The sequence below is a fragment of the Stenotrophomonas sp. TWI1183 genome, from assembly GCF_039673115.1.
GTDB lineage: Bacteria > Pseudomonadota > Gammaproteobacteria > Xanthomonadales > Xanthomonadaceae > Stenotrophomonas > Stenotrophomonas maltophilia_AA.
Window position 1 is genome coordinate 1 of the sequence record NZ_JBDJKZ010000031.1, and the last position, 19,072, is coordinate 19,072.

A 19,072-nucleotide genomic window follows, 5' to 3' on the forward strand; every position below is an offset into this window, starting at 1 on the left:
TGTCTCGGGGGCGGGCTAACTTAACCCAACGCGGCGCTTGATTGGCCTGTATGGGGGCCGGGGGGGGGGGGTTTCCGGGACCCGCCGCAAGTACGTCCATGTAGGCTCGTAGTGCGGCATCCATGCCGCACACGGTCCCGGAAACCCACCCCCACCGACCCATCCACACTGCGTCGGTACGCATGGGAAAAAACAGAGTCAACTGCTGCTCTCACTCCGGCGACGGCGACGGCGACGGCGACGTAGCAACTGCAGTGAAACCGCAGAAGCAAGATCAACAGCGCTGGCATCACCGCTCTCGCCTGCACCCAAGTCAGCGGCGAAAGCTGAAGGAAATACCGGCTAATGGGGGAGCACATACGGCCGTTGCGCATGACCGCAGCCGGCTGGTTCTCAGCTGAGACGAGTCGAGCGACAATCCACCGCTCTTCGCTCGCCCACCCTGACCTTCAAGCTGCAGCGCAGAACAGTCCAAGGCATAGCCCCCCCCGCCTTTTCCATGCGCCCCAGCCAACTGTCAGCGGGTCGGTGTGGGTGGGTCTGCAGGACCGTGTGCGGCATGGATGCCGCACTACGAGCCTACATGGACGTACTTGCGGCGGGTCCAGCAGACCCACCCACACCGACCCGTACACTGGAACGTCACTCCGTACGCTTTGGCTTTGGCTTTGGCTTTGGCTTTGGCTTTGGCTCCGCCTTCCGCCTTGAGCACCAGCTGCCAGCCACCAGCCCAGCCAAATCAGCACCGCAAGCCAGATTCAGCCCACACCCCCACCACCCGGATAAACTGTCGGTTCACTGACACCGCCGGTTGCACCATGTCCGAGATCCTCAGCCGCACCCATGCCGTTGCCCTGGACGCCGCCGATCCGCTGCGCGCCCTGCGCAACGAATTCGTCTTCCCGCAGCACAACCACCGCGACCAGACCTACTTCGTCGGCAACTCGCTGGGCCTGCAGCCGCGCGGTGCCCGGGCTGCCGTCCAGGAAGTCATGGACAAATGGGCCGCGCTGGCCGTGGAAGGCCACTTCACCGGCGACACCCAGTGGCTGCACTACCACCGCCTGGTCAGCGAACAGCTCGCCCGCGTCGTCGGTGCCCTGCCCAGCGAAGTCGTGGCGATGAACACCCTCAGCGTCAACCTGCACCTGATGATGGTCAGCTTCTACCGGCCTACGTCCGAACGCCCCGCCATCCTCATGGAAGCCGGTGCCTTCCCGACCGATCGGCACGCGGTGGAATCGCAGATCCGCTTCCACGGCTTCCATCCGGATACCGACCTGATCGAAGTGCAGCCCGATGAGCCCAACGGCACCATCTCGCTGCAGGCCATCGAACGCGCCATCACCGAACACGGCCCGCGCCTGGCGCTGGTGCTGTGGCCCGGCGTGCAGTACCGCAGCGGCCAGGTCTTCGATCTGGAGGCCATCACCCGCGTGGCCCGCCTGCAGGGTGCGCGGATCGGTTTCGATCTTGCGCACTCCGTCGGCAACGTGCCGCTCGCGCTGCACGACATCGCCCCGGATTTCGCCGTGTGGTGCCATTACAAATACCTCAACGCCGGCCCAGGCGCCGTCGCCGGCTGCTTCGTGCACGAACGCCATCATCGCGATGCCACGCTGCCGCGTTTCGCCGGCTGGTGGGGCCATGAGGAAGCCACCCGCTTCAAGATGGCGCCGCAGTTCGTGCCCGCCGTCGGTGCCGAAGGCTGGCAGCTCAGCAATCCGCCGGTGCTGGGGCTGGCGCCGCTGCGCGCCGCGCTGGACGTCGTCGACAAAGCCGGTGGCATCGAGGCGCTGCGCACCAAGTCGCTGCGCCTGACCGGCATGCTCGATGCCCTCGTGCGTGCCCGCCTGTCCGGCGTGCTCGAGGTGCTGACCCCGTCCGAACCCGAGCGCCGTGGCTGCCAGCTCTCGCTGCGCGTGGCCGGTGGCCGCGAACGTGGCCGCAGCCTGTTCGAGTACCTGCAGACCGTGGGCGTGCTCGGTGACTGGCGCGAGCCCGACGTGATCCGCATCTCGCCGACACCGCTCTACAACCGCTACCTCGACCTGCACCACTTCGTCGAGGAAGTGGAAGCCTGGGCCGGTCTCTGATCCGACCGCCCTCCCCGCCCCCACGGATATCGCCTTGATCGCTACCCCCTCCCGCTCGCTGAGCATCATCGGCGCAGGTCTGGCCGGTTCACTGCTGGCCATCCTGCTGTCCCGCCAGGGCTGGCAGATCACCTTGTATGAGCGCCGCGGCGACCCGCGCGTGAGCGATTACGAGTCCGGCCGTTCGATCAATCTGGCCCTGGCCGAGCGTGGCCGCCACGCGCTGCGCCAGGCCGGTGTCGAAGACGCGGTCATGGCCAAGGCGGTGATGATGCGCGGGCGCATGATCCACCCGCGCGAGGGCGAACCGCAGCTGCAGCGCTACGGGCGCGATGACAGCGAAGTGATCTGGTCGATCCACCGCAAGGACCTCAACACCACCCTGCTGCAGCTGGCCGAGGATGCAGGCGCGACCGTGCACTTCCACCGCCGCCTGCACACCGTGGATTTCGATGCCGGTTACGCGCGTTTCATCGATGACCGCGACGACCAGCCGCACGACATCCGCTTCGATACCCTGATCGGTGCCGACGGGGCCGGCTCGGCGCTGCGCGCAGCGATGAACCGCAAGCAGCCGCTGGATGAGCGCATCGACTTCCTGGACCACTCTTACAAGGAACTGGAAATCCCGCCGACCGATGACGGTGGTTTCCGGATCGAGGCCAATGCACTGCACATCTGGCCGCGCGGGCACTACATGTGCATCGCGCTGCCGAACGACGAAGGCACGTTCACGGTCACGCTGTTCCTGCCCAACGAAGGCGACCCGAGCTTTGCCACCACCAACAGCGGCGCCGAGGCCGAAGCGCTGTTCGCGCGCGACTTCCCCGATGCGCTGGCGCTGATCCCGAACCTGCGCCGCGATTGGGAGCAGCACCCGCCCGGCCTGCTCGGCACGCTGCACCTCACGCATTGGCACATGAAGGGCCGCGCGGTCCTGATCGGCGATGCCGCGCACGCGATGGTGCCGTTCCACGGCCAAGGCATGAACTGCGCGTTCGAAGACTGCATCGCACTCGCGGCCCACCTGTTGGAGCAGGACTCGCTGGGCGAGGCGTTCGCCGCATTCGAGGCCGACCGCAAGCCGAATGCCGAAGCGATCCAGCAGATGGCGCTGGAGAACTACCTGGAGATGCGCGACCGCGTGGCCGATCCGCAGTTCCTGCTGCAGCGCGAACTGGAACAGGCGCTGCAGGCGCGCTGGCCGACCCGCTTCGTGCCGCATTACACGATGGTCACCTTCCTGCGTACGCCATATGCCGTTGCGCTGGCGCGCACCGAGCTGCAGCGACGCATGCTCGAAGACGCCACTGCCGGGCACGACAGCCTGGCGCATATCGACTGGGCCGCGCTCGAGCGTCTGGTACACGAAGAACTGCCTGTCCTGGAGGGTGCGCACTGATGGCCGACAGCTTCCTGTTCTACGACCTGGAGACCTTCGGCCAGGACCCGCGCCGCACGCGCATCGCGCAGTTCGCCGGTATCCGCACCGATGCCGATCTGAACATCATCGATGAACCGGTCAGCTTCTACGTCAAACCGGCCGACGACCTGCTGCCCTCGCCGATCGCCACCCTGATCACCGGGATCACCCCGCAGCACGCGCTGCAGGCAGGCATCAGCGAAGCCGAGGCGTTCTCGCGCATCAACGATCTGATGGCGCGGCCGGGCACCTGCTCGCTGGGCTACAACACCCTGCGCTTCGACGATGAGTTCGTCCGCCACGGGCTGTTCCGCAACTTCTACGATCCGTACGAGCGCGAGTGGCGCAACGGCAACTCGCGCTGGGACCTGCTGGACATGATGCGGCTGCTGCACGCGCTGCGCCCGGACGGCATCGTCTGGCCGCAGCGTGAGGACGGCGCGACCTCGTTCAAGCTCGAGCACCTGGCCACGGCCAACAACGTCCGCCAGGGCGACGCACATGAAGCGTTGTCCGACGTGTACGCGACGATCGGTCTGGCGAAGCTGTTCAAGCAGGCCCAGCCACGCCTGTGGGACTACGCGCTGAAACTGCGCGACAAGCGATTCGTCGGCAGCCTGCTGGATGTGGACGCGATGCAGCCGGTGCTGCACATCTCGATGCGCTACCCGGCCCAGCGCATGTGCGCCGCGCCGGTGCTGCCACTGGCGCGCCATCCCTTCATCAACAACCGCATCATCGCGCTCGACCTGGACGGCGATATCGAGCCGCTGCTCGAGCTGACCCCGGAAACCATCGCCGCGCGCCTGTACACCCGTGCCGCCGACATGGCCGAAGGCGAGCAGCGCGTGCCGCTCAAGGAAGTGCACCTCAACAAGGTGCCGGCGCTGGTCGCCTGGAACCACCTGCGCCCGGCCGACCATGCCCGCCTGGGCCTCGACCCGGCCGCGATCGAGGCCAAGGCCGAGCGTCTGCGCCAGATCGGCCCCGCGCTGGCCGAGAAGGTCCGCCAGGTGTACTCGGGCGAGCGCACGCTGGCCCCCAGCGATGTGGACGCCTCGCTGTACGACGGCTTCCTCGCCGACGGCGACAAATCCCTGATGTCGCGCATCCGCACCAGCCCGCCCGCGGAACTGGCCAGCTTCGCCGAGCGCCTGCGCGACCCGCGCATGCCCGAGCTGTTGTTCCGCTACCGCGCCCGCAACCACCTCGACACCCTGGACACCACCGAGCGCTCACGCTGGAACGATTATCGTCGCCAGCGCCTGCTCGGCGATGCGTCGCTGGGCGAACAGACCCTGCCGCAGTTCACCGCGCAGCTGGATGCACTGGCCGCGGAGCACGCCGACGATGCCGGCAAGCTCGCCCTGCTCCAGCAGCTGCGTGACTGGGGCACCCACCTGCAGAGCAGCCTATGAGCACGTATTTCAGCCCGGCCACCTTCACCTTCCTGCGTGGCCTGGCCCGCAACAACGACAAGACCTGGTTCAACGAGCACAAGCCGAAGTACGAAGAGCACGTCCGCCAGCCGTTCCTGCGCCTGATCACCGATCTGCAGCCGGACCTGGCCGCGGTCAGCGAGCACTTCCGTGCCGATCCGCGCACCGTGGGCGGTTCGCTGTTCCGCATCTACCGCGATGCGCGCTTCTCCAACGACAAGTCGCCCTACAAGAGCTGGCAGGGTGCACGCCTGTTCCATGAGCGGCGCAAGCAGGTGCCGGCGCCGTCGTTCTACATCCACCTGCAGCCGGGCGAGAGCTTCGTCGGCGCCGGCCTGTGGCATCCCGAGCCGGCCACGCAGCGCAAGGTGCGGCATTTCATCGTCGACAACCCGGGCAGCTGGAAGGCCGCCGCGCATTCGCCGGTGCTGCGGAAGAAATTCGATTTCGAGGAAAGCGAAAAACTGGTGCGCGCCCCGCGCGGGTTCGAACCGGATTTCGAGTTCATCGACGATCTCAAGCACCGCAACTGGGTGTTCTGGCGCTCGCTGGACGACGCCACGATGACCGGGCCGCGACTGCGCCAGACCATCGCAGCCGATCTGGTCACGCTGGCCCCGTTCGTGGATTACCTGTGCGCGGCGCTGGACCTGGAATTCTGAGCTTCACGTGCGCTGACGCCGGCTGCGGCAAGCTGGGCGCCAACACTGCAAGGCAGATCCGATGAAAAAACTGCTCTGGCTGACGGTCGTCCTGCTGGTGGTGCTGGCGGGCATCGTGTTCAGCGGCCCCTATGTGACCGTGCATGGCCTCAGCCGCGCGATCGAACAGCGCGATACCGCCAAGCTCGACCGCTACGTGGACTTCCCGATGCTGCGCGCCAACCTGCGCGCGCAGCTGAGCGACTACGTGGTGCGCCGCGCCGGGCCGGACCTGCAGTCCAGCCTGTTCGGTGCGCTGCTGCTCTCGGCCGGTGACCGCCTCAGCGCGACCGCCGTGGATGCGCTGGTGACCCCGACCGGCATCGGCGCCCTGCTCGAGGGCCACACCCTGTGGAAGCGCGCCAGCAACGACCTGGACAGCCCCAGCAACGATGCCTACGCGGCGCCACGACCGGCGCGGCCGCTGAACGGTGCCACCCATCGTTTCGAGTCGCTGTCGCGCTTTACCGCTACCACCCACACCCCGCAGGGCGCGCCGGTGGTGTTCGTCCTGCAGCGTTCGGGCCTGCGCTGGCGACTCGTCGACATCCGGCTGCCATTGAATCCCGAGACCACCGCCCCGTCGGCCCTCCCGATCCGGTAGGTACCCACCGTTGGTGGGTACATCGGCGCCACCATTGGTGGGTACATGGGCCCACGCACCTCCGGGTGGCGCATCAACCGTCGTTGGCGACACCATGCGGCACATGGCCGGCCGCCACGCTCTGGTGCTGCAGCGCGCTGTCGATGTTGTGCTGCGAATCGTCAAAGAAGATGTCCGCACCGAAGGCTTCCAGGAACGGCCCCTTGTGGCGGCCGCCGAGGAACAACGCTTCATCCAGGCGCACGCCCCATTCGCGCAGGGTGCGGATCACGCGCTCGTGCGCCGGCGCCGAGCGCGCGGTCACCAGAGCGGTGCGGATCGGCGCATCCTCGCCCGACGGGAACACCGCCTGCAGGGTGTGCAGGGCCGAGAGGAAGTTGCGGAACGGACCGCCGCTGAGCGGTTCGCGGGCGTTCTCGCGCTCATGGCGCCCGAAGGCTTCCACCCCCTGCTCGCGCGAAATGCGCTCGCTCTCGTCACCAAAGATCACCGCATCACCATCGAAGGCGATGCGCAGCTGGCCCAGCGGACGGCCCAGATCGACCTGTTCGGCCGCAGCAATGGTCTCGCCCGGTGGCTTGGGCAGGATGGTCGCGGCGGCGATGCCGTGCAGCAGCGCGCGGCGCACCGACTCCGGGTTGGCCGACAGGAACAGATCGGTGCCGAACGGCTTCACATACGGCCAGGTCGGCTCGCCCGCGGTGAACGTCGCGCGGATGATGCCCAGGTCGTAGTGCTGGATCGAATTGAAGATGCGCAGGCCGGTATCGGCCGAATTGCGCGAGAGCAGGATCACTTCCACCCGCGGCTGTTCCGGCGACTGGCCCTGGTTGAGCGCGAGCAGCTTGCGCACCACCGGGAAGGCCACGCCGGGGCGCAGCACATCGTCCTCGTGCTTGCGCTGGTACTCGGCATAGGCATCGACGCCTTCGGCCTCGAACAGCGCGTGGCCCTCTTCCAGATCGAACAGGGCCCGCGAGGTCACGGCAACGGTCAGCAAGCGGGGGGTGTTGTCGCCCATGGCAATCAGCAATCCAATGCGGCCGCAGCGGCCGGCCAGCCATTCTCCCACAGAGCATGGCCACCACGGCCGTGCGCCGTCAGAACATGAACTGCTCGCTCAGGATCCGGTCTTCCAGATTGTGTTCCGGGTCGAACAGCATGGTGACGCGGCGCTCGCGCGATTCGCGGATGGTCACTTCCACCACATCGCGGGTTTCATGCGAATCGGCGGTGACACTGACCGGGCGTTTGTAGGGGTCGAGCACGCGGAACCGCACTTCGGTGTCGGCCTTGAGGATCGCCCCGCGCCAGCGGCGCGGACGGTACGGGGCCAACGGGGTCAGCGCGATGGTGTGCGAGCCCAGCGGCAGGATCGGGCCGTGTGCGGAGTAGTTGTACGCGGTGCTGCCGGCCGGGGTGGCGACCAGCACCCCGTCACCGATCAGCTCGGCCACGCGTTCCTGTCCATTGAGGTCGATGCCGATGTGGGCGGCCTGGCGGGTCTGGCGCAACAACGAGACGTCGTTGTAGGCCAGCGAGCCGGTGGTCGTGCCGGATTCGGTCAGCGCGAGCATCTCCAGCGGGCGCAGGTTGGCCGGCTCGGCCGCGGCCAGGCGCGCCGGCAGGTCGTCATCACGGAACTGGTTCATCAGGAACCCCACCGTGCCCAGCTTCATCCCGAACACCGGTTTGCCCAGCGCGCCGTAGCGATGCAGCGCCTGCAGCAGGAAGCCATCGCCCCCGAGCGGACACAGCACCTCGGCCTGCTCGGGCGTGTAGTCGCCATAGCGGGCCCGCATCTGTGCCAAGGCGAGCTGCGCCGCTTCGGTGGAACTGGCCAGGAAGGCGATACGGGGGGAAGCGCTCATCAAACATCCGGTGGGGCGGGTTCGCCAGAGCATACCCGCCACGTCCCGGGTAGGCCACGACCGTGGGTCGTGGCGTGGGGCGCCGGTCATGTCGGCGTCCGCACCGACCAACGGTCGGTACCTACCGGATGCCGGGAACCGACATGAAAAAACGGCCCCGCCGAAGCGGAGCCGTGTGTTTCTCATGCAATGCCGTTACCAGACCCCGCCCATCCCTCTGGAGCAGAGCCCCCCTGAGTCAGGGGGGCGCGCCGAAGGCGCGGGGGTCTGGAGGCATGGTTTGCATGGGGCCCACGGTTTGCAGGGCAAACCGTGGGGCGTCAGCGCGAATGCGCTCACGCACCATGCTTACGCGCCGTGCGAGGCCAGCTGACCGAGGCGCTGGACCGCGACCGAGACGGTCGGGTAGTCCAGGGTCTTCTGTTCGGCCAGCTCGGCCAGCATCGCCAGGGTGAAGCGCAGGCTGCTGTCATCGCGCCCCATCCAGGCGGCGACCTTGGCTTCGGCGCTGCTGCCCTTCATCGACAGGACCTGGGCAGCCAGGTTGCGATGGTGGGCGGCCAGCTCGTCGCGCAGCACGCCACGGGCCACGGCGTGCCAGCGGCCGTTGACCTCCAGCGCGTCGATCTGCTCGAACAGCCACGGCAGCTGCAGGGCGTCGCCCAGGCGGAAGTGGACCTTGGAGACGTCCACCGGCTTGAGCTTGCGGGTCCGGGCCAGTTCGATGATGTCGAACGCCGGCTCCAGGAACTGCAGTTCCGAGAGCTGCTGCGACAACGCCGGCGGCAGGCCCTTGTCCTTCCACTCCTGCACGCTCGCCTCGTAGGCCGGGCGCTGCGAATCCGGCAGCACGCCCGAGGCGTCGCGGATGTCGTTGAACGCCGCCTGGTAGCGGTTGACGGCCTCGGTGATGCCCGGCATGGCGCCCGGACGCGAGAGCAGCCAACGTACGAACGAACGCTGCAGCTTCCAGATCACTTCCAGCGCGTCGATCTGCACCGACTCCGGCAGGGTGCCGTCGAGGGCGTCGATCTGTGCCCACAGGGCGCGTGCGTCCAGCGTTTCACGGCTGATCGTGTACGCCTTGGCGACCTCGGCCACGGTGCGGCCGGTGTCTTCCTGCATGCGCATCAGGAAGGTGGCGCCCATGCGGTTGATGGTCTGGTTGGTCACGGCCGTGGCGATGATCTCGCGCTTCAGGCGGTGACGCTCCATCGCATCGGCGTACTTCTTCTGCAGCGGCGTGGGGAAGTAGCGCTGCAGTTCCTTGGACAGGTACGGATCTTCCGGAATGTCCGACTCGAGCAGCTGCTGGAAGGCCACCAGCTTGGAGTACGACAACAGCACCGAGAGTTCCGGACGGGTCAGGCCCTGGCCACGCGCCTTGCGTGCGGACAGTTCCGCATCCGAGGGCAGGTACTCGATCTGGCGGTCCAGCAGGCCCTGCTGTTCCAGCGTGCGGATGAAGTGCTGCTTGGACCCCAGGCGCTTGACCGCCATGCGTTCCATCAGGCTCAGCGCCTGGTTCTGACGGTAGTTGTCCATCAGCACCAGCGCGGCCACTTCGTCGGTCATCGAGGCCAGCAGCTTGTTGCGCTGTTCGACGGTCAACTTCTTGGCCCGCACCACGTCATTGAGCAGGATCTTGATGTTGACTTCGTGATCGGAGGTGTCCACACCGGCCGAGTTGTCGATGAAGTCGGTGTTGAGCAGCACGCCGGCCTGGGCGGCTTCGATGCGGCCCAGCTGGGTCATGCCCAGGTTGCCGCCCTCGCCCACCACCTTGCAGCGCAGCTCGCCGCCATTGACGCGCAGCGCGTTGTTGGCACGATCGCCGACATCGCTGTGCTGCTCGCTGGCCGCCTTGACGTAGGTACCGATGCCGCCGTTCCACAGCAGGTCCACCGGCGACTTCAGGATCGCGCTCATCAGGTCGTTCGGGGTCATCGACTTGATGCCCTCGTCCAGGCCGAGTACCTCACGGACCTGCGGGGTGATCTCGATCGACTTCAGCGTACGCGGGTACACGCCGCCGCCCTTGCTGATCAGCTTGGCATCGTAATCGGCCCAGCTGGAGCGCGGCACGGTGAACAGACGCTCGCGCTCGACGAAGGTCGTGGCCGCATCCGGGTTCGGGTCCAGGAAGATGTGGCGGTGATCGAACGCAGCGACCAGGCGGATGTGGCGCGACAGCAGCATGCCGTTGCCGAACACGTCGCCGGACATGTCGCCCACGCCGACCGCGGTGAAATCCTGGCTCTGGCTGTCACGGCCCAGCGCACGGAAGTGGCGCTTGACCGACTCCCACGCACCGCGTGCGGTGATGCCCATGCCCTTGTGGTCGTAACCGACCGAGCCACCGGAGGCGAACGCGTCGCCCATCCAGAAGCCGTGCGCCACGGCCAGGCCGTTGGCGATGTCGGAGAACGTGGCGGTGCCCTTGTCGGCCGCCACCACCAGGTACGGGTCGTCCATGTCGTGGCGGACCACGTCCACCGGCGGCACGATCTTGTTGTTGACGATGTTGTCGGTGATGTCCAGCAGGCCCTGGATGAACAGCTTGTAGCAGGCCACGCCGTTGGCGAACACCGCATCACGGTCGCCGTTGACCGGCGGCATCTTGGCGAAGAAGCCGCCCTTCGCGCCGACCGGCACGATCACGGTGTTCTTGACCATCTGTGCCTTGACCAGGCCAAGCACCTCGGTGCGGAAGTCTTCGCGACGGTCCGACCAGCGCAGGCCGCCACGGGCGACGGCACCGAAGCGCAGGTGGGTACCTTCCACGCGCGGGCCATACACGAAGATTTCGCGGTACGGGCGCGGCTTGGGCAGGTCCGGCACCAGCGCCGAATCGAACTTGAAGCTGATGACGTGGCCCGGACGGCCCTCGGCATCGGTCTGGTAGTAGCTGGTGCGCAGGGTCGCATCGATCACGCCCATGAAGCTGCGCAGGATGCGGTCCTCATCGAGGCTGGACACGCGGTCCATCAGCTTCAGCAGCGCATCGCGCGCGGCATCCATCTGCACGGTGCGGTCGCCCTTGCGCGCATCGACCACGGTCTTGAGCACTTTCAGGGTGGCTTCGTCACCGCCGGCGAGCACGGTCAGGTGCGAACGCAGCTGGGCCTGGCCCTCGGCGATCGCGTCCTTGCTCTCGTGGCCGGTGGCCGGATCGAAGCGGGCTTCGAACAGCTCCACCAGCAGGCGGGCCAGCAGCGGGTAACGGGTGAAGGTACCTTCCACGTAGGCCTGCGAGAACGGCACGCCGGTCTGCAGCAGGTACTTGCAGTAGCCACGCAGCATCGCGACCTGGCGCCAGTGCAGGCCGGCGGCGAGCACGAGGCGGTTGAAGCCGTCGTTCTCGGCATCGCCGTGCCACACGCGGGCGAAGGTTTCACCGAAGGCGGCATCGACGCTCGGCGCATCGATCGCACCGGCCACCGATTCCACTTCGAAGTCCTGCACGTACACCGGGGCGTTATCGACCGTCAGGCGGTACGGACGCTCGGAGATCACGCGCAGGCCCATGTTTTCCATCATCGGCAGCGCGTCCGACAACGGAATGTCGTCCAGCTGGCGATAGAGCTTCAGGCGCAGGCCATCGCCTTCTTCGCGATGCACGGCCTGCAGGCTCAGGCGCAGATCGTCCGGACCGGTCAGCGCATCCAGCTGGCTGACGTCGTTGGCGGCGATCTCGGTGCTGGAATCTTCGATGTAACCGGCCGGCAGCGCCTTGCCGATACGCGCGGCGATGCGCAGGCCTTCGCCTTCACCGTGGCGGGCGACCAGCGCTTCGCGCAGATCGTCCTGCCAGTTGCGCAGCACCTGGGCCAGCTTCTGCTCCAGTTCGCTGGTGTCCACTTCCAGGGTCTGGCCTGCCTTCGGACGCACGATCAGGTGCACCTGGGCCAGCGGCGACTCACCGAGCACCACCGAGCTGTCCACGTACTCGCCCTGCAGGGCGTCCTTGAGCATCGCTTCGATGCGCAGGCGCACATCGGTGTTGAAACGTTCGCGCGGCAGGTACACCAGCGCGGAGATGAAACGGCTGTACTTGTCGCGGCGCAGGAACAGGCGGCTGCGCACGCGCTCCTGCAGGCCCAGCACGCCCATGGCGGTGCGGAACAGTTCGTCCTCGCTGGACTGGAACAGTTCTTCGCGCGGCAGGGTTTCCAGGATGTGGCGCAGCGCCTTGCCGCTGTGGCTGCTCGGCGCCAGGCCGGACTTGCTCATCACGTATTCGTGGCGCTGGCGCACCAGCGGGATTTCCCACGGGCGGCGGTTGTAGGCGCTGGAGGTGAACAGGCCCAGGAAGCGCTGCTCGCCGATGATCTTGCCCTTGGCGTCGAATTCCAGCACGCCGATGTAATCCATGTAACCGGAGCGATGCACGCGCGAACGGGCATTGGTCTTGGTCAGGATCAGCGCGTCCTTCAGGCCGGTGGTGGCATTGAGACCCTGCGCGGCGAGCGTCTTGACCGGGCGTGCAGCGGACTTGTCCTGCCCGCGCATCAGGCCCAGGCCGGTGTCGTTGAGCGGCGCCAGCACGTCTTCCTTGCCCTGCTTCTCCACGCGGTATTCGCGGTAGCCGAAGAAGGTGAAGTGGTTGTCGGCGGCCCAGCGCAGGAACTCCTGTGCTTCGGCGCGCGACGCGGCATCGACCGGCAGCTGCCGGCTGCCCAGGTCGTCGGCCAGGCTCTGCGCCTTGGCACGCATCGCGTCCCAATCGCGGACGATGGCACGCACCTCGTCCAGCGCCTTGATGATCGCCTTCTCGACGTCGGCCATGGCCTCGGCCGGCTGGCGGTCGATCTCCAGCAGCATCACCGATTCGGCGGTGCCGTCGCTCACACCGGTCAGCTTGCCGGCCTTGTCACGCGCGAAGCGGATCACCGGGTGACCCAGCACGTGCACGCCGACGCCATGCTCGGCCAGCGACATCGTGACGGTGTCCACCAGGAACGGCATATCGTCGTTGACGATCTGCAGCACCGTATGCGGCGACTCCCACCCGTTGCTCTTCAGCGTCGGGTTGAACACGCGGACGTTGGCCTTGCCGGACTTGCGCACACGCGCGAATTCCAGCGTGTCCGCTGCCAGTGCAGCCCACTCCTCCGCGCTGTGGTGCGGGAACTCGTCCGCCTCCATGCGCTTGTAGAAGTCGGCGGCAAAAGCCACTGCCTCGGCCTGCCCGGCCGACGGGTAGCGCTTGCGCAAGGCCGTGTACACCGGCTCCAGCGAGAAGCCCACTGGCGAAACAGTCTGCGTATCGGCTGGTTTGGATTTGTTTTTCACGGTCTTGGCTGCTGGTTTTTGCGGTTTCATGACGGAGCGGTGCGTGATGCTCAGTTGGGAAAATGAAATTGTAGGCCTACCGCACAGAAATACCTTGCTGCAGGACGGAATAAGATCATTCGGGTTGGGTGGCGTTTACATCGGCGATGCCAATTCGGCCGAGTACGGACGCGCGCCTCGGGATTTGACATAGCGCAGCATCGACCGCTTCCATTGCAACGTGACGTCGGGTATCAAACGCCGCGGAAAAACAAGGCTTCTACAATTCTGAACTGGACGGTATAGTCCACCGCGTGACTCCCCCACACCCCGCCGCCAGCACCCTGGACGCGCGCGATCACCGCGTGTTCGATGCCGTGCGCGAACTGCTGGCCAGCCAGGGCATGCAATTGAGCATGGATGCGGTGGCCCAGCACGCGGGCTGCTCCAAGCAGACGCTCTACAGCCGCTACGGCAGCAAGCAGGAACTGCTCAGGCGGGTGATGCAGCGGCATGTCTGCCGCGCCACCGCCGGGCTGCGCTCACTCGATGGTGATGACCTGCGTGGCAGCCTGCTGCAGTTCGCCAACGACTACCTGGACCATTTCAATCAACCGCACGTGGTCCAGGCCCGGCGGCTGATCGCAACCGAATCCAGCCAGTTCCCCCAGGAAGCCCGTACCCTTTACCAGGACGGCGCCGGGGCACTGGCGCTTCATGTTTCTGAATGGCTGGCAACACGGGCCGCCCAGGGCCAATTGAGGCATGACGACCCGCACTTCATGGCTGAACTGCTATTGAGCATGATCGCCGGATTGGATTTCGAGAAACAGCGTTTCCACATCCCCCACCGCGATGACGCCGCCGTGCGCCGCCGCTGGGCAGAATTCTCCGTCGACAGCTTCCTGCGCGCCTTCGCTGCGCCCGAAGCCGCCACGGCTTCGCATTCAAACCAACACCGGAGCTTCTCCTGATGATCGCCCCACTCCGCACCCTTGCCCTGACGTGCGCAGTCGCCTTTGCGTTGACCGCCTGCAAGAAGGAAGAGCAGCAGGCCCCGCCGCCGCCGGAGGTGGGCGTGATCGAGGCCAAGCCGCAGACCCTGCCGCTGCAGCGCGAGCTGGTCGGCCGTCTGTCGCCGTTCCGCAGCGCCGACGTGCGTGCCCGCGTCCCGGGCGTGCTGCTCAAGCGCGTGTATCAGGAAGGCTCGGACGTGAAGGAAGGCCAGGTGCTGTTCCTGATCGACCCGGCACCGCTGCAGGCTGCCCTCAATGCCTCCCAGGCCGAGCTGGCCTCGGCGCAGGCTACCGCCGCCAACGCCAAGGCCGCCGCCAACCGCGCCCGCTCGCTGGCGCCGCAGGCCTACGTCTCCAAGTCCGACCTGGATGCCGCCGAAGCCACCGAGCGCACCGCGGCTGCCGCCGTGCAGCAGGCCCAGGCCTCGCTGGCCAGCGCGCGGATCAACCTCGGGTATGCCGAAGTGCGCTCGCCGATCAGCGGCCGCGCCGGCAAGCAGCAGGTCACCGAAGGTGCGCTGGTTGGCCAGGGTGATGTGACCCTGCTGACCACCGTGGACCAGCTCGACCCGCTGTACGTGAACTTCTCGATGAGCGTGGATGAGCTGACCCAGATGCGCGCGGCCCAGGCCAAGGGCGCACTGGCCCTGAGCGGGGACGGCAAGTCCACCGTGCAGGTGAAGCTGGCCGACGGCACGGTCTACGACCAGCCGGGCACGCTGGACTTCTCCTCGACCACGGTCGATCCGGCCACCGGCGCGGTCTCGCTGCGCGCGGTGCTGCCGAACCCGCAGCAGATCCTGCTGCCGGGCGCCTTCGTCAGCTTCCAGGCGACCCTGGGTGAGCGCAACAACGCCTACCTGGTGCCGCTGCAGGCGCTGCAGCGCGACACCACCGGCGGCTATGTGCTGGTCGTGGGCAAGGACGGCAAGGTCATCCGCAAGAACGTGAAGAGTGAAGGCCAGCAGGGCAGCAACTGGCTGGTCAGTGGCGGGCTGGATGCCGGCGACCAGGTCATCGTGGCCGGCGTGCAGAAGGTCAAGGAAGGCGAGCCGGCCAAGGCCGCCCCGTGGAACCCGGCCGCCGGCAACGGCAATGGCCAGGCGCCGGCGGGTGCTGCTCCGGCAGGGGCCGCTCCGGCGGCTGCCGCCAAGCCCGATGCCGCTGCCGCCCCGGCCGATGCCGCCGCCGACACGTCCGACGCCGCTCCGGCTGCCGAACCGAACAAGCAATAACGGGAATCCTCCGTCATGCCTAAATTTTTCATTGAACACCCGGTATTCGCCTGGGTGGTCGCGATCCTGATCTCGCTTGCAGGCGTGATCTCGATCCTGGGTCTGGGCGTGGAGTCCTACCCGAGCATCGCACCTCCCCAGGTGACGGTGAGCGCCACCTACCCCGGCGCCAGCGCCGACACCGCCGAAAAGTCGGTCACCCAGGTGATCGAGCAGCAGCTGACCGGTATCGATCACCTGCTGTACTTCAGCTCCTCCTCGGCCTCCAACGGACGCGTCACCATCACCCTGACCTTCGAGACCGGCACCGATGCCGATATCGCCCAGGTCCAGGTGCAGAACAAGGTCTCGCTGGCGACCCCTCGCCTGCCGACCGAAGTGACCCAGCAGGGTGTCGTGGTGGCCAAGGCCAACGCCGGCTTCCTGATGGTGGTGGCCCTGCAGTCCGACAGCGCGTCGATCGACCGCGATGCCCTCAACGACATCGTCGGTTCGCGCGTGCTCGACCAGATCTCGCGCATCCCCGGCGTGGGCAGCACCCAGCAGTTCGGTTCCGAGTACGCCATGAACATCTGGCTCAACCCGGAAAAGATGCAGGGTTACGGCCTGTCCGCCACCCAGGTGCTGGCTGCGATCAAGGACCAGAACGTGCAGTTCGCAGCCGGTTCGCTGGGCTCGGATCCCTCGCCGGAAGGACATTACTTCACCGCGACGGTCTCGGCCGAGGGCCGCTTCAGCTCGCCGGAAGAGTTCGAGAACATCATCCTGCGCGCCAATACCGACGGCTCGCGCGTGCTGCTCAAGGACATCGCCCGGATCGCCTTCGGTGCGAACAACTACGGCTTTGACACCCAGTACAACGGCAAGCCGACCGGTGCCTTCGCGATCCAGCTGCTGCCGGGTGCCAACGCCCTGAACGTGGCCAACGCGGTCACCGCCAAGATGGACGAGCTGTCGCCGAGCTTCCCGGCCGGTGTCAGCTGGTTCTCGCCGTACGACAGCACCACCTTCGTGAAGATCTCGATCGAGGAAGTGGTGAAGACCCTGATCGAAGCGGTCGCGCTGGTCTTCCTGGTGATGCTGATCTTCCTGCAGAACTTCCGCGCCACCCTGATCCCGACCCTGGTCATCCCGGTCGCGCTGCTGGGTACGTTCCTGGGCATGAGCATCATCGGCTTCACCATCAACCAGCTGACGCTGTTTGCGATGGTGCTGGCGATCGGCATCGTGGTCGATGACGCCATCGTGGTGATCGAGAACGTCGAACGCATCATGACCGAGGAGAAGCTGCCGCCCAAGGCCGCCACCCAGAAGGCCATGACCCAGATCACCGGTGCGGTGGTCGCAATCACGGTCGTGCTGGCCGCGGTGTTCATTCCGTCGGCCCTGCAGGGCGGTGCCGCCGGTGAGATCTACAAGCAGTTCGCGCTGACCATCGCCATCGCGATGGCCTTCTCGGCGTTCCTGGCACTGGGCTTCACCCCGGCGCTGTGCGCGACGTTCCTCAAGCCGACGCACAACGACAAGCCGAACATCGTCTACCGCACCTTCAACAAGTACTACGACAAGGTCAGCAACACCTACGTGGGCCACATCACCTCGGCGGTGAAGCATGCCCCGCGCTGGATGATCCTGTTCGTGGTGCTGACCGCGCTGTGCGGTTTCCTGTTCACGCGCATGCCGGGCAGCTTCCTGCCGGAAGAAGACCAGGGCTATGCGCTGGCGATCGTGCAGCTGCCGCCGGGCTCGACCAAGTCGCAGACCAACCACGCGTTCGCCCAGATGCGCGGCATCCTGCAAAAGCAGGATGGCTTCGAAGGCATGCTGCAGGTGGCCGGTTTCAGCTTCGTCGGCTCCGGTGAAAACGTGGGCATGGGCTTCATCCGCCTCAAGCCCTGGGCGGACCGTGACATCACGGTGCCCGAGTTCATCAACAACATGAACGGCGCGTTCTTCGGCATCAAGGAGGCGCAGATCTTCGTGGTCAACCTGCCGACCGTGCAGGGCCTGGGCCAGTTCGGCGGCTTCGACATGTGGCTGCAGGACCGTGGCGGCGTGGGCTATGAGCAGCTGACGCAGGCGCGCAACATCCTGCTCGGCAAGGCCGCGCAGGAAAGCGATCTGCTGACCGGCGTACGCCCGAACGGCCTGGAAAACGCGCCGCAGCTGCAGTTGCACGTGGACCGCGTGCAGGCGCAGACCATGGGCCTGTCGGTCTCGGACGTGTACAGCACCATCCAGCTGATGCTGGCCCCGGTGTACGTCAACGACTTCTTCTATGAAGGCCGCATCAAGCGCGTGACCCTGCAGGCCGATGGCCCGTACCGCACCGGCGCGGAGTCGTTGAACAGCTTCTACACGCCGAGCACGCTGCAGACCAATCCCGACGGCACGCAGGCGATGATTCCGCTGAGCACCGTGGTGAAGTCCGAATGGGTGTCCGCACCGCCGTCGCTGAGCCGCTACAACGGCTACTCGGCGGTCAACATCGTCGGTTCGCAGGCGGCCGGGCGCAGCTCGGGCGAGGCGATGCAGGCGATGGAGCGGATCGTCAACGACGACCTGCCGGCAGGCTTCGGCTACGACTGGTCGGGCATGTCCTACCAGGAAATCCTGGCCGGCAACGCCGCGACCCTGCTGCTGGTGCTGTCCATCGTGGTGGTATTCCTCTGCCTGGCCGCGCTGTATGAGAGCTGGTCGATCCCGGTGGCGGTGCTGCTGGTGGTGCCGCTCGGCGTTCTCGGCGCGCTAGCCTTCTCGCTGGCACGTGGCCTGCCGAACGATCTGTACTTCAAGATCGGTCTGATCACGGTGATCGGCCTGGCCGCGAAGAACGCGATCCTGATCGTGGAGTTCGCGGTGGAACAGCGGGCCGCGGGCAAGAACCTGCGCGAAGCAACCATCGAAGCCTCGCGCCTGCGCTTCCGTCCGATCCTGATGACCTCGTTCGCCTTCATCATGGGCGTGGTGCCGATGGCCATCTCCACCGGTGCCGGCGCCAACGCGCGTCACGCGATCGGTACCGGCGTGATCGGCGGCATGGTGTTCGCCACCTTCCTGGGTCTGCTGATGATCCCGGTGTTCTTCGTGGTGGTCCGCCGCATGCTGGGCGACAAGCTGGACGAACCGTCCAAGGAGTTCCTGGAGCGCCAGGGCGAAGCCAACACGGCCCACCGTCCGGATCGTTGATGCACAGGGGCAGCCACGGCTGCCTCACCGCCAGGTGACCACCGTTGGTGGTCACACTGAAATGCAAAAGCCCCGGCGCGAGCCGGGGCTTTTTTGTGTGCGGCGCAAGAGGGGTAGAGCCACACCATGTGTGGCTCAGGCGATGCACGCGCGCCTGGGACGCAGGTAGTGCCGGCCGCTGGCCGGCTCCTCCGAATGCCCGCCCGGGAAGGACCGCCTGGTTG

General features: G+C 66.6%; 10 protein-coding genes and 1 pseudogene. 8 read left to right on the forward strand and 3 right to left on the reverse strand.

Translation table 11 applies throughout. The features are described from left to right. Positions 1–818 precede the first annotated feature (818 nt). The 5 genes from kynU (at position 819) to ABE434_RS18475 (ending at position 6,263) form a co-directional block, all read left to right on the forward strand. Positions 819–2,096, forward strand: a complete 1,278-nt coding sequence (gene kynU, locus ABE434_RS18455; RefSeq protein ID WP_346479831.1) for a kynureninase — start codon at positions 819–821, stop codon at positions 2,094–2,096. A gap of 34 nt (positions 2,097–2,130) precedes the next feature. Next, positions 2,131–3,498, forward strand: coding sequence for an NAD(P)/FAD-dependent oxidoreductase (locus ABE434_RS18460; protein WP_346479832.1), 1,368 nt, complete (start codon positions 2,131–2,133; stop codon positions 3,496–3,498). Next, a complete protein-coding gene (gene sbcB, locus ABE434_RS18465; RefSeq protein ID WP_346479833.1) occupies positions 3,498–4,937 on the forward strand; it encodes an exodeoxyribonuclease I in 1,440 nt (479 codons plus the stop codon). Before ABE434_RS18460 ends, sbcB begins: the two co-directional genes overlap by 1 nt. Next, positions 4,934–5,620 (forward strand): DUF2461 domain-containing protein, encoded by a 687-nt coding sequence (locus ABE434_RS18470; RefSeq protein ID WP_019184359.1) that lies wholly within the window; start codon positions 4,934–4,936, stop codon positions 5,618–5,620. The genes sbcB and ABE434_RS18470 overlap by 4 nt, the downstream gene beginning before the upstream one ends. A gap of 61 nt (positions 5,621–5,681) precedes the next feature. After that, entirely contained in the window at positions 5,682–6,263 is a 582-nt protein-coding gene (locus ABE434_RS18475; protein ID WP_346479834.1) for a DUF2939 domain-containing protein, read from the forward strand. Positions 6,264–6,336: 73 nt separating this feature from the next. Here the strand turns inward: ABE434_RS18475 and ABE434_RS18480 are convergent, their stop codons facing one another. The 3 genes and pseudogenes from ABE434_RS18480 to ABE434_RS18490 all read right to left on the reverse strand — a co-directional run. Continuing rightward, positions 6,337–7,284 carry a 5'-nucleotidase gene (locus ABE434_RS18480; protein ID WP_088434636.1) on the reverse strand — a complete coding sequence of 316 codons (948 nt, stop codon included), beginning with the start codon at positions 7,282–7,284 and terminating at the stop codon, positions 6,337–6,339. 79 nt (positions 7,285–7,363) lie between these two features. Continuing rightward, a complete protein-coding gene (locus ABE434_RS18485; RefSeq protein WP_176990886.1) occupies positions 7,364–8,134 on the reverse strand; it encodes an NAD kinase in 771 nt (256 codons plus the stop codon). A 348-nt stretch (positions 8,135–8,482) separates the two neighbouring features. Further along, positions 8,483–13,375: pseudogene (locus tag ABE434_RS18490) on the reverse strand (NAD-glutamate dehydrogenase domain-containing protein); the annotation flags it as partial. Between the two features lie 347 nt (positions 13,376–13,722). Here ABE434_RS18490 and ABE434_RS18495 point away from each other — a divergent pair. Genes ABE434_RS18495 through ABE434_RS18505 form a run of 3 tightly spaced genes read left to right on the forward strand, consistent with a single transcriptional unit; the run spans position 13,723 to position 18,848 of the window. Continuing rightward, complete coding sequence (locus ABE434_RS18495; RefSeq protein WP_346479835.1) at positions 13,723–14,382, forward strand: TetR/AcrR family transcriptional regulator; 660 nt, start codon at positions 13,723–13,725, stop codon at positions 14,380–14,382. Further along, positions 14,382–15,659, forward strand: a complete 1,278-nt coding sequence (locus ABE434_RS18500; RefSeq protein WP_346479836.1) for an efflux RND transporter periplasmic adaptor subunit — start codon at positions 14,382–14,384, stop codon at positions 15,657–15,659. The genes ABE434_RS18495 and ABE434_RS18500 overlap by 1 nt, the downstream gene beginning before the upstream one ends. A 15-nt stretch (positions 15,660–15,674) precedes the next feature. Continuing rightward, positions 15,675–18,848 (forward strand): multidrug efflux RND transporter permease subunit, encoded by a 3,174-nt coding sequence (locus ABE434_RS18505; RefSeq protein WP_346479837.1) that lies wholly within the window; start codon positions 15,675–15,677, stop codon positions 18,846–18,848. Positions 18,849–19,072 lie beyond the last annotated feature (224 nt).

What these genes read in the sequence shown, in the direction of transcription:
- kynU (WP_346479831.1), top strand. Translation starts at nt 819, where the DNA reads ATGTCCGAGATCCTCAGCCGCACCCATGCCGTTGCCCTGGACGCCGCC.
- sbcB (WP_346479833.1), top strand. Translation starts at nt 3,498, where the DNA reads ATGGCCGACAGCTTCCTGTTCTACGACCTGGAGACCTTCGGCCAGGAC.
- ABE434_RS18470 (WP_019184359.1), top strand. Translation starts at nt 4,934, where the DNA reads ATGAGCACGTATTTCAGCCCGGCCACCTTCACCTTCCTGCGTGGCCTG.
- ABE434_RS18475 (WP_346479834.1), top strand. Translation starts at nt 5,682, where the DNA reads ATGAAAAAACTGCTCTGGCTGACGGTCGTCCTGCTGGTGGTGCTGGCG.
- ABE434_RS18480 (WP_088434636.1), bottom strand. Translation starts at nt 7,284, where the DNA reads ATGGGCGACAACACCCCCCGCTTGCTGACCGTTGCCGTGACCTCGCGG.
- ABE434_RS18485 (WP_176990886.1), bottom strand. Translation starts at nt 8,134, where the DNA reads ATGAGCGCTTCCCCCCGTATCGCCTTCCTGGCCAGTTCCACCGAAGCG.
- ABE434_RS18500 (WP_346479836.1), top strand. Translation starts at nt 14,382, where the DNA reads ATGATCGCCCCACTCCGCACCCTTGCCCTGACGTGCGCAGTCGCCTTT.
- ABE434_RS18505 (WP_346479837.1), top strand. Translation starts at nt 15,675, where the DNA reads ATGCCTAAATTTTTCATTGAACACCCGGTATTCGCCTGGGTGGTCGCG.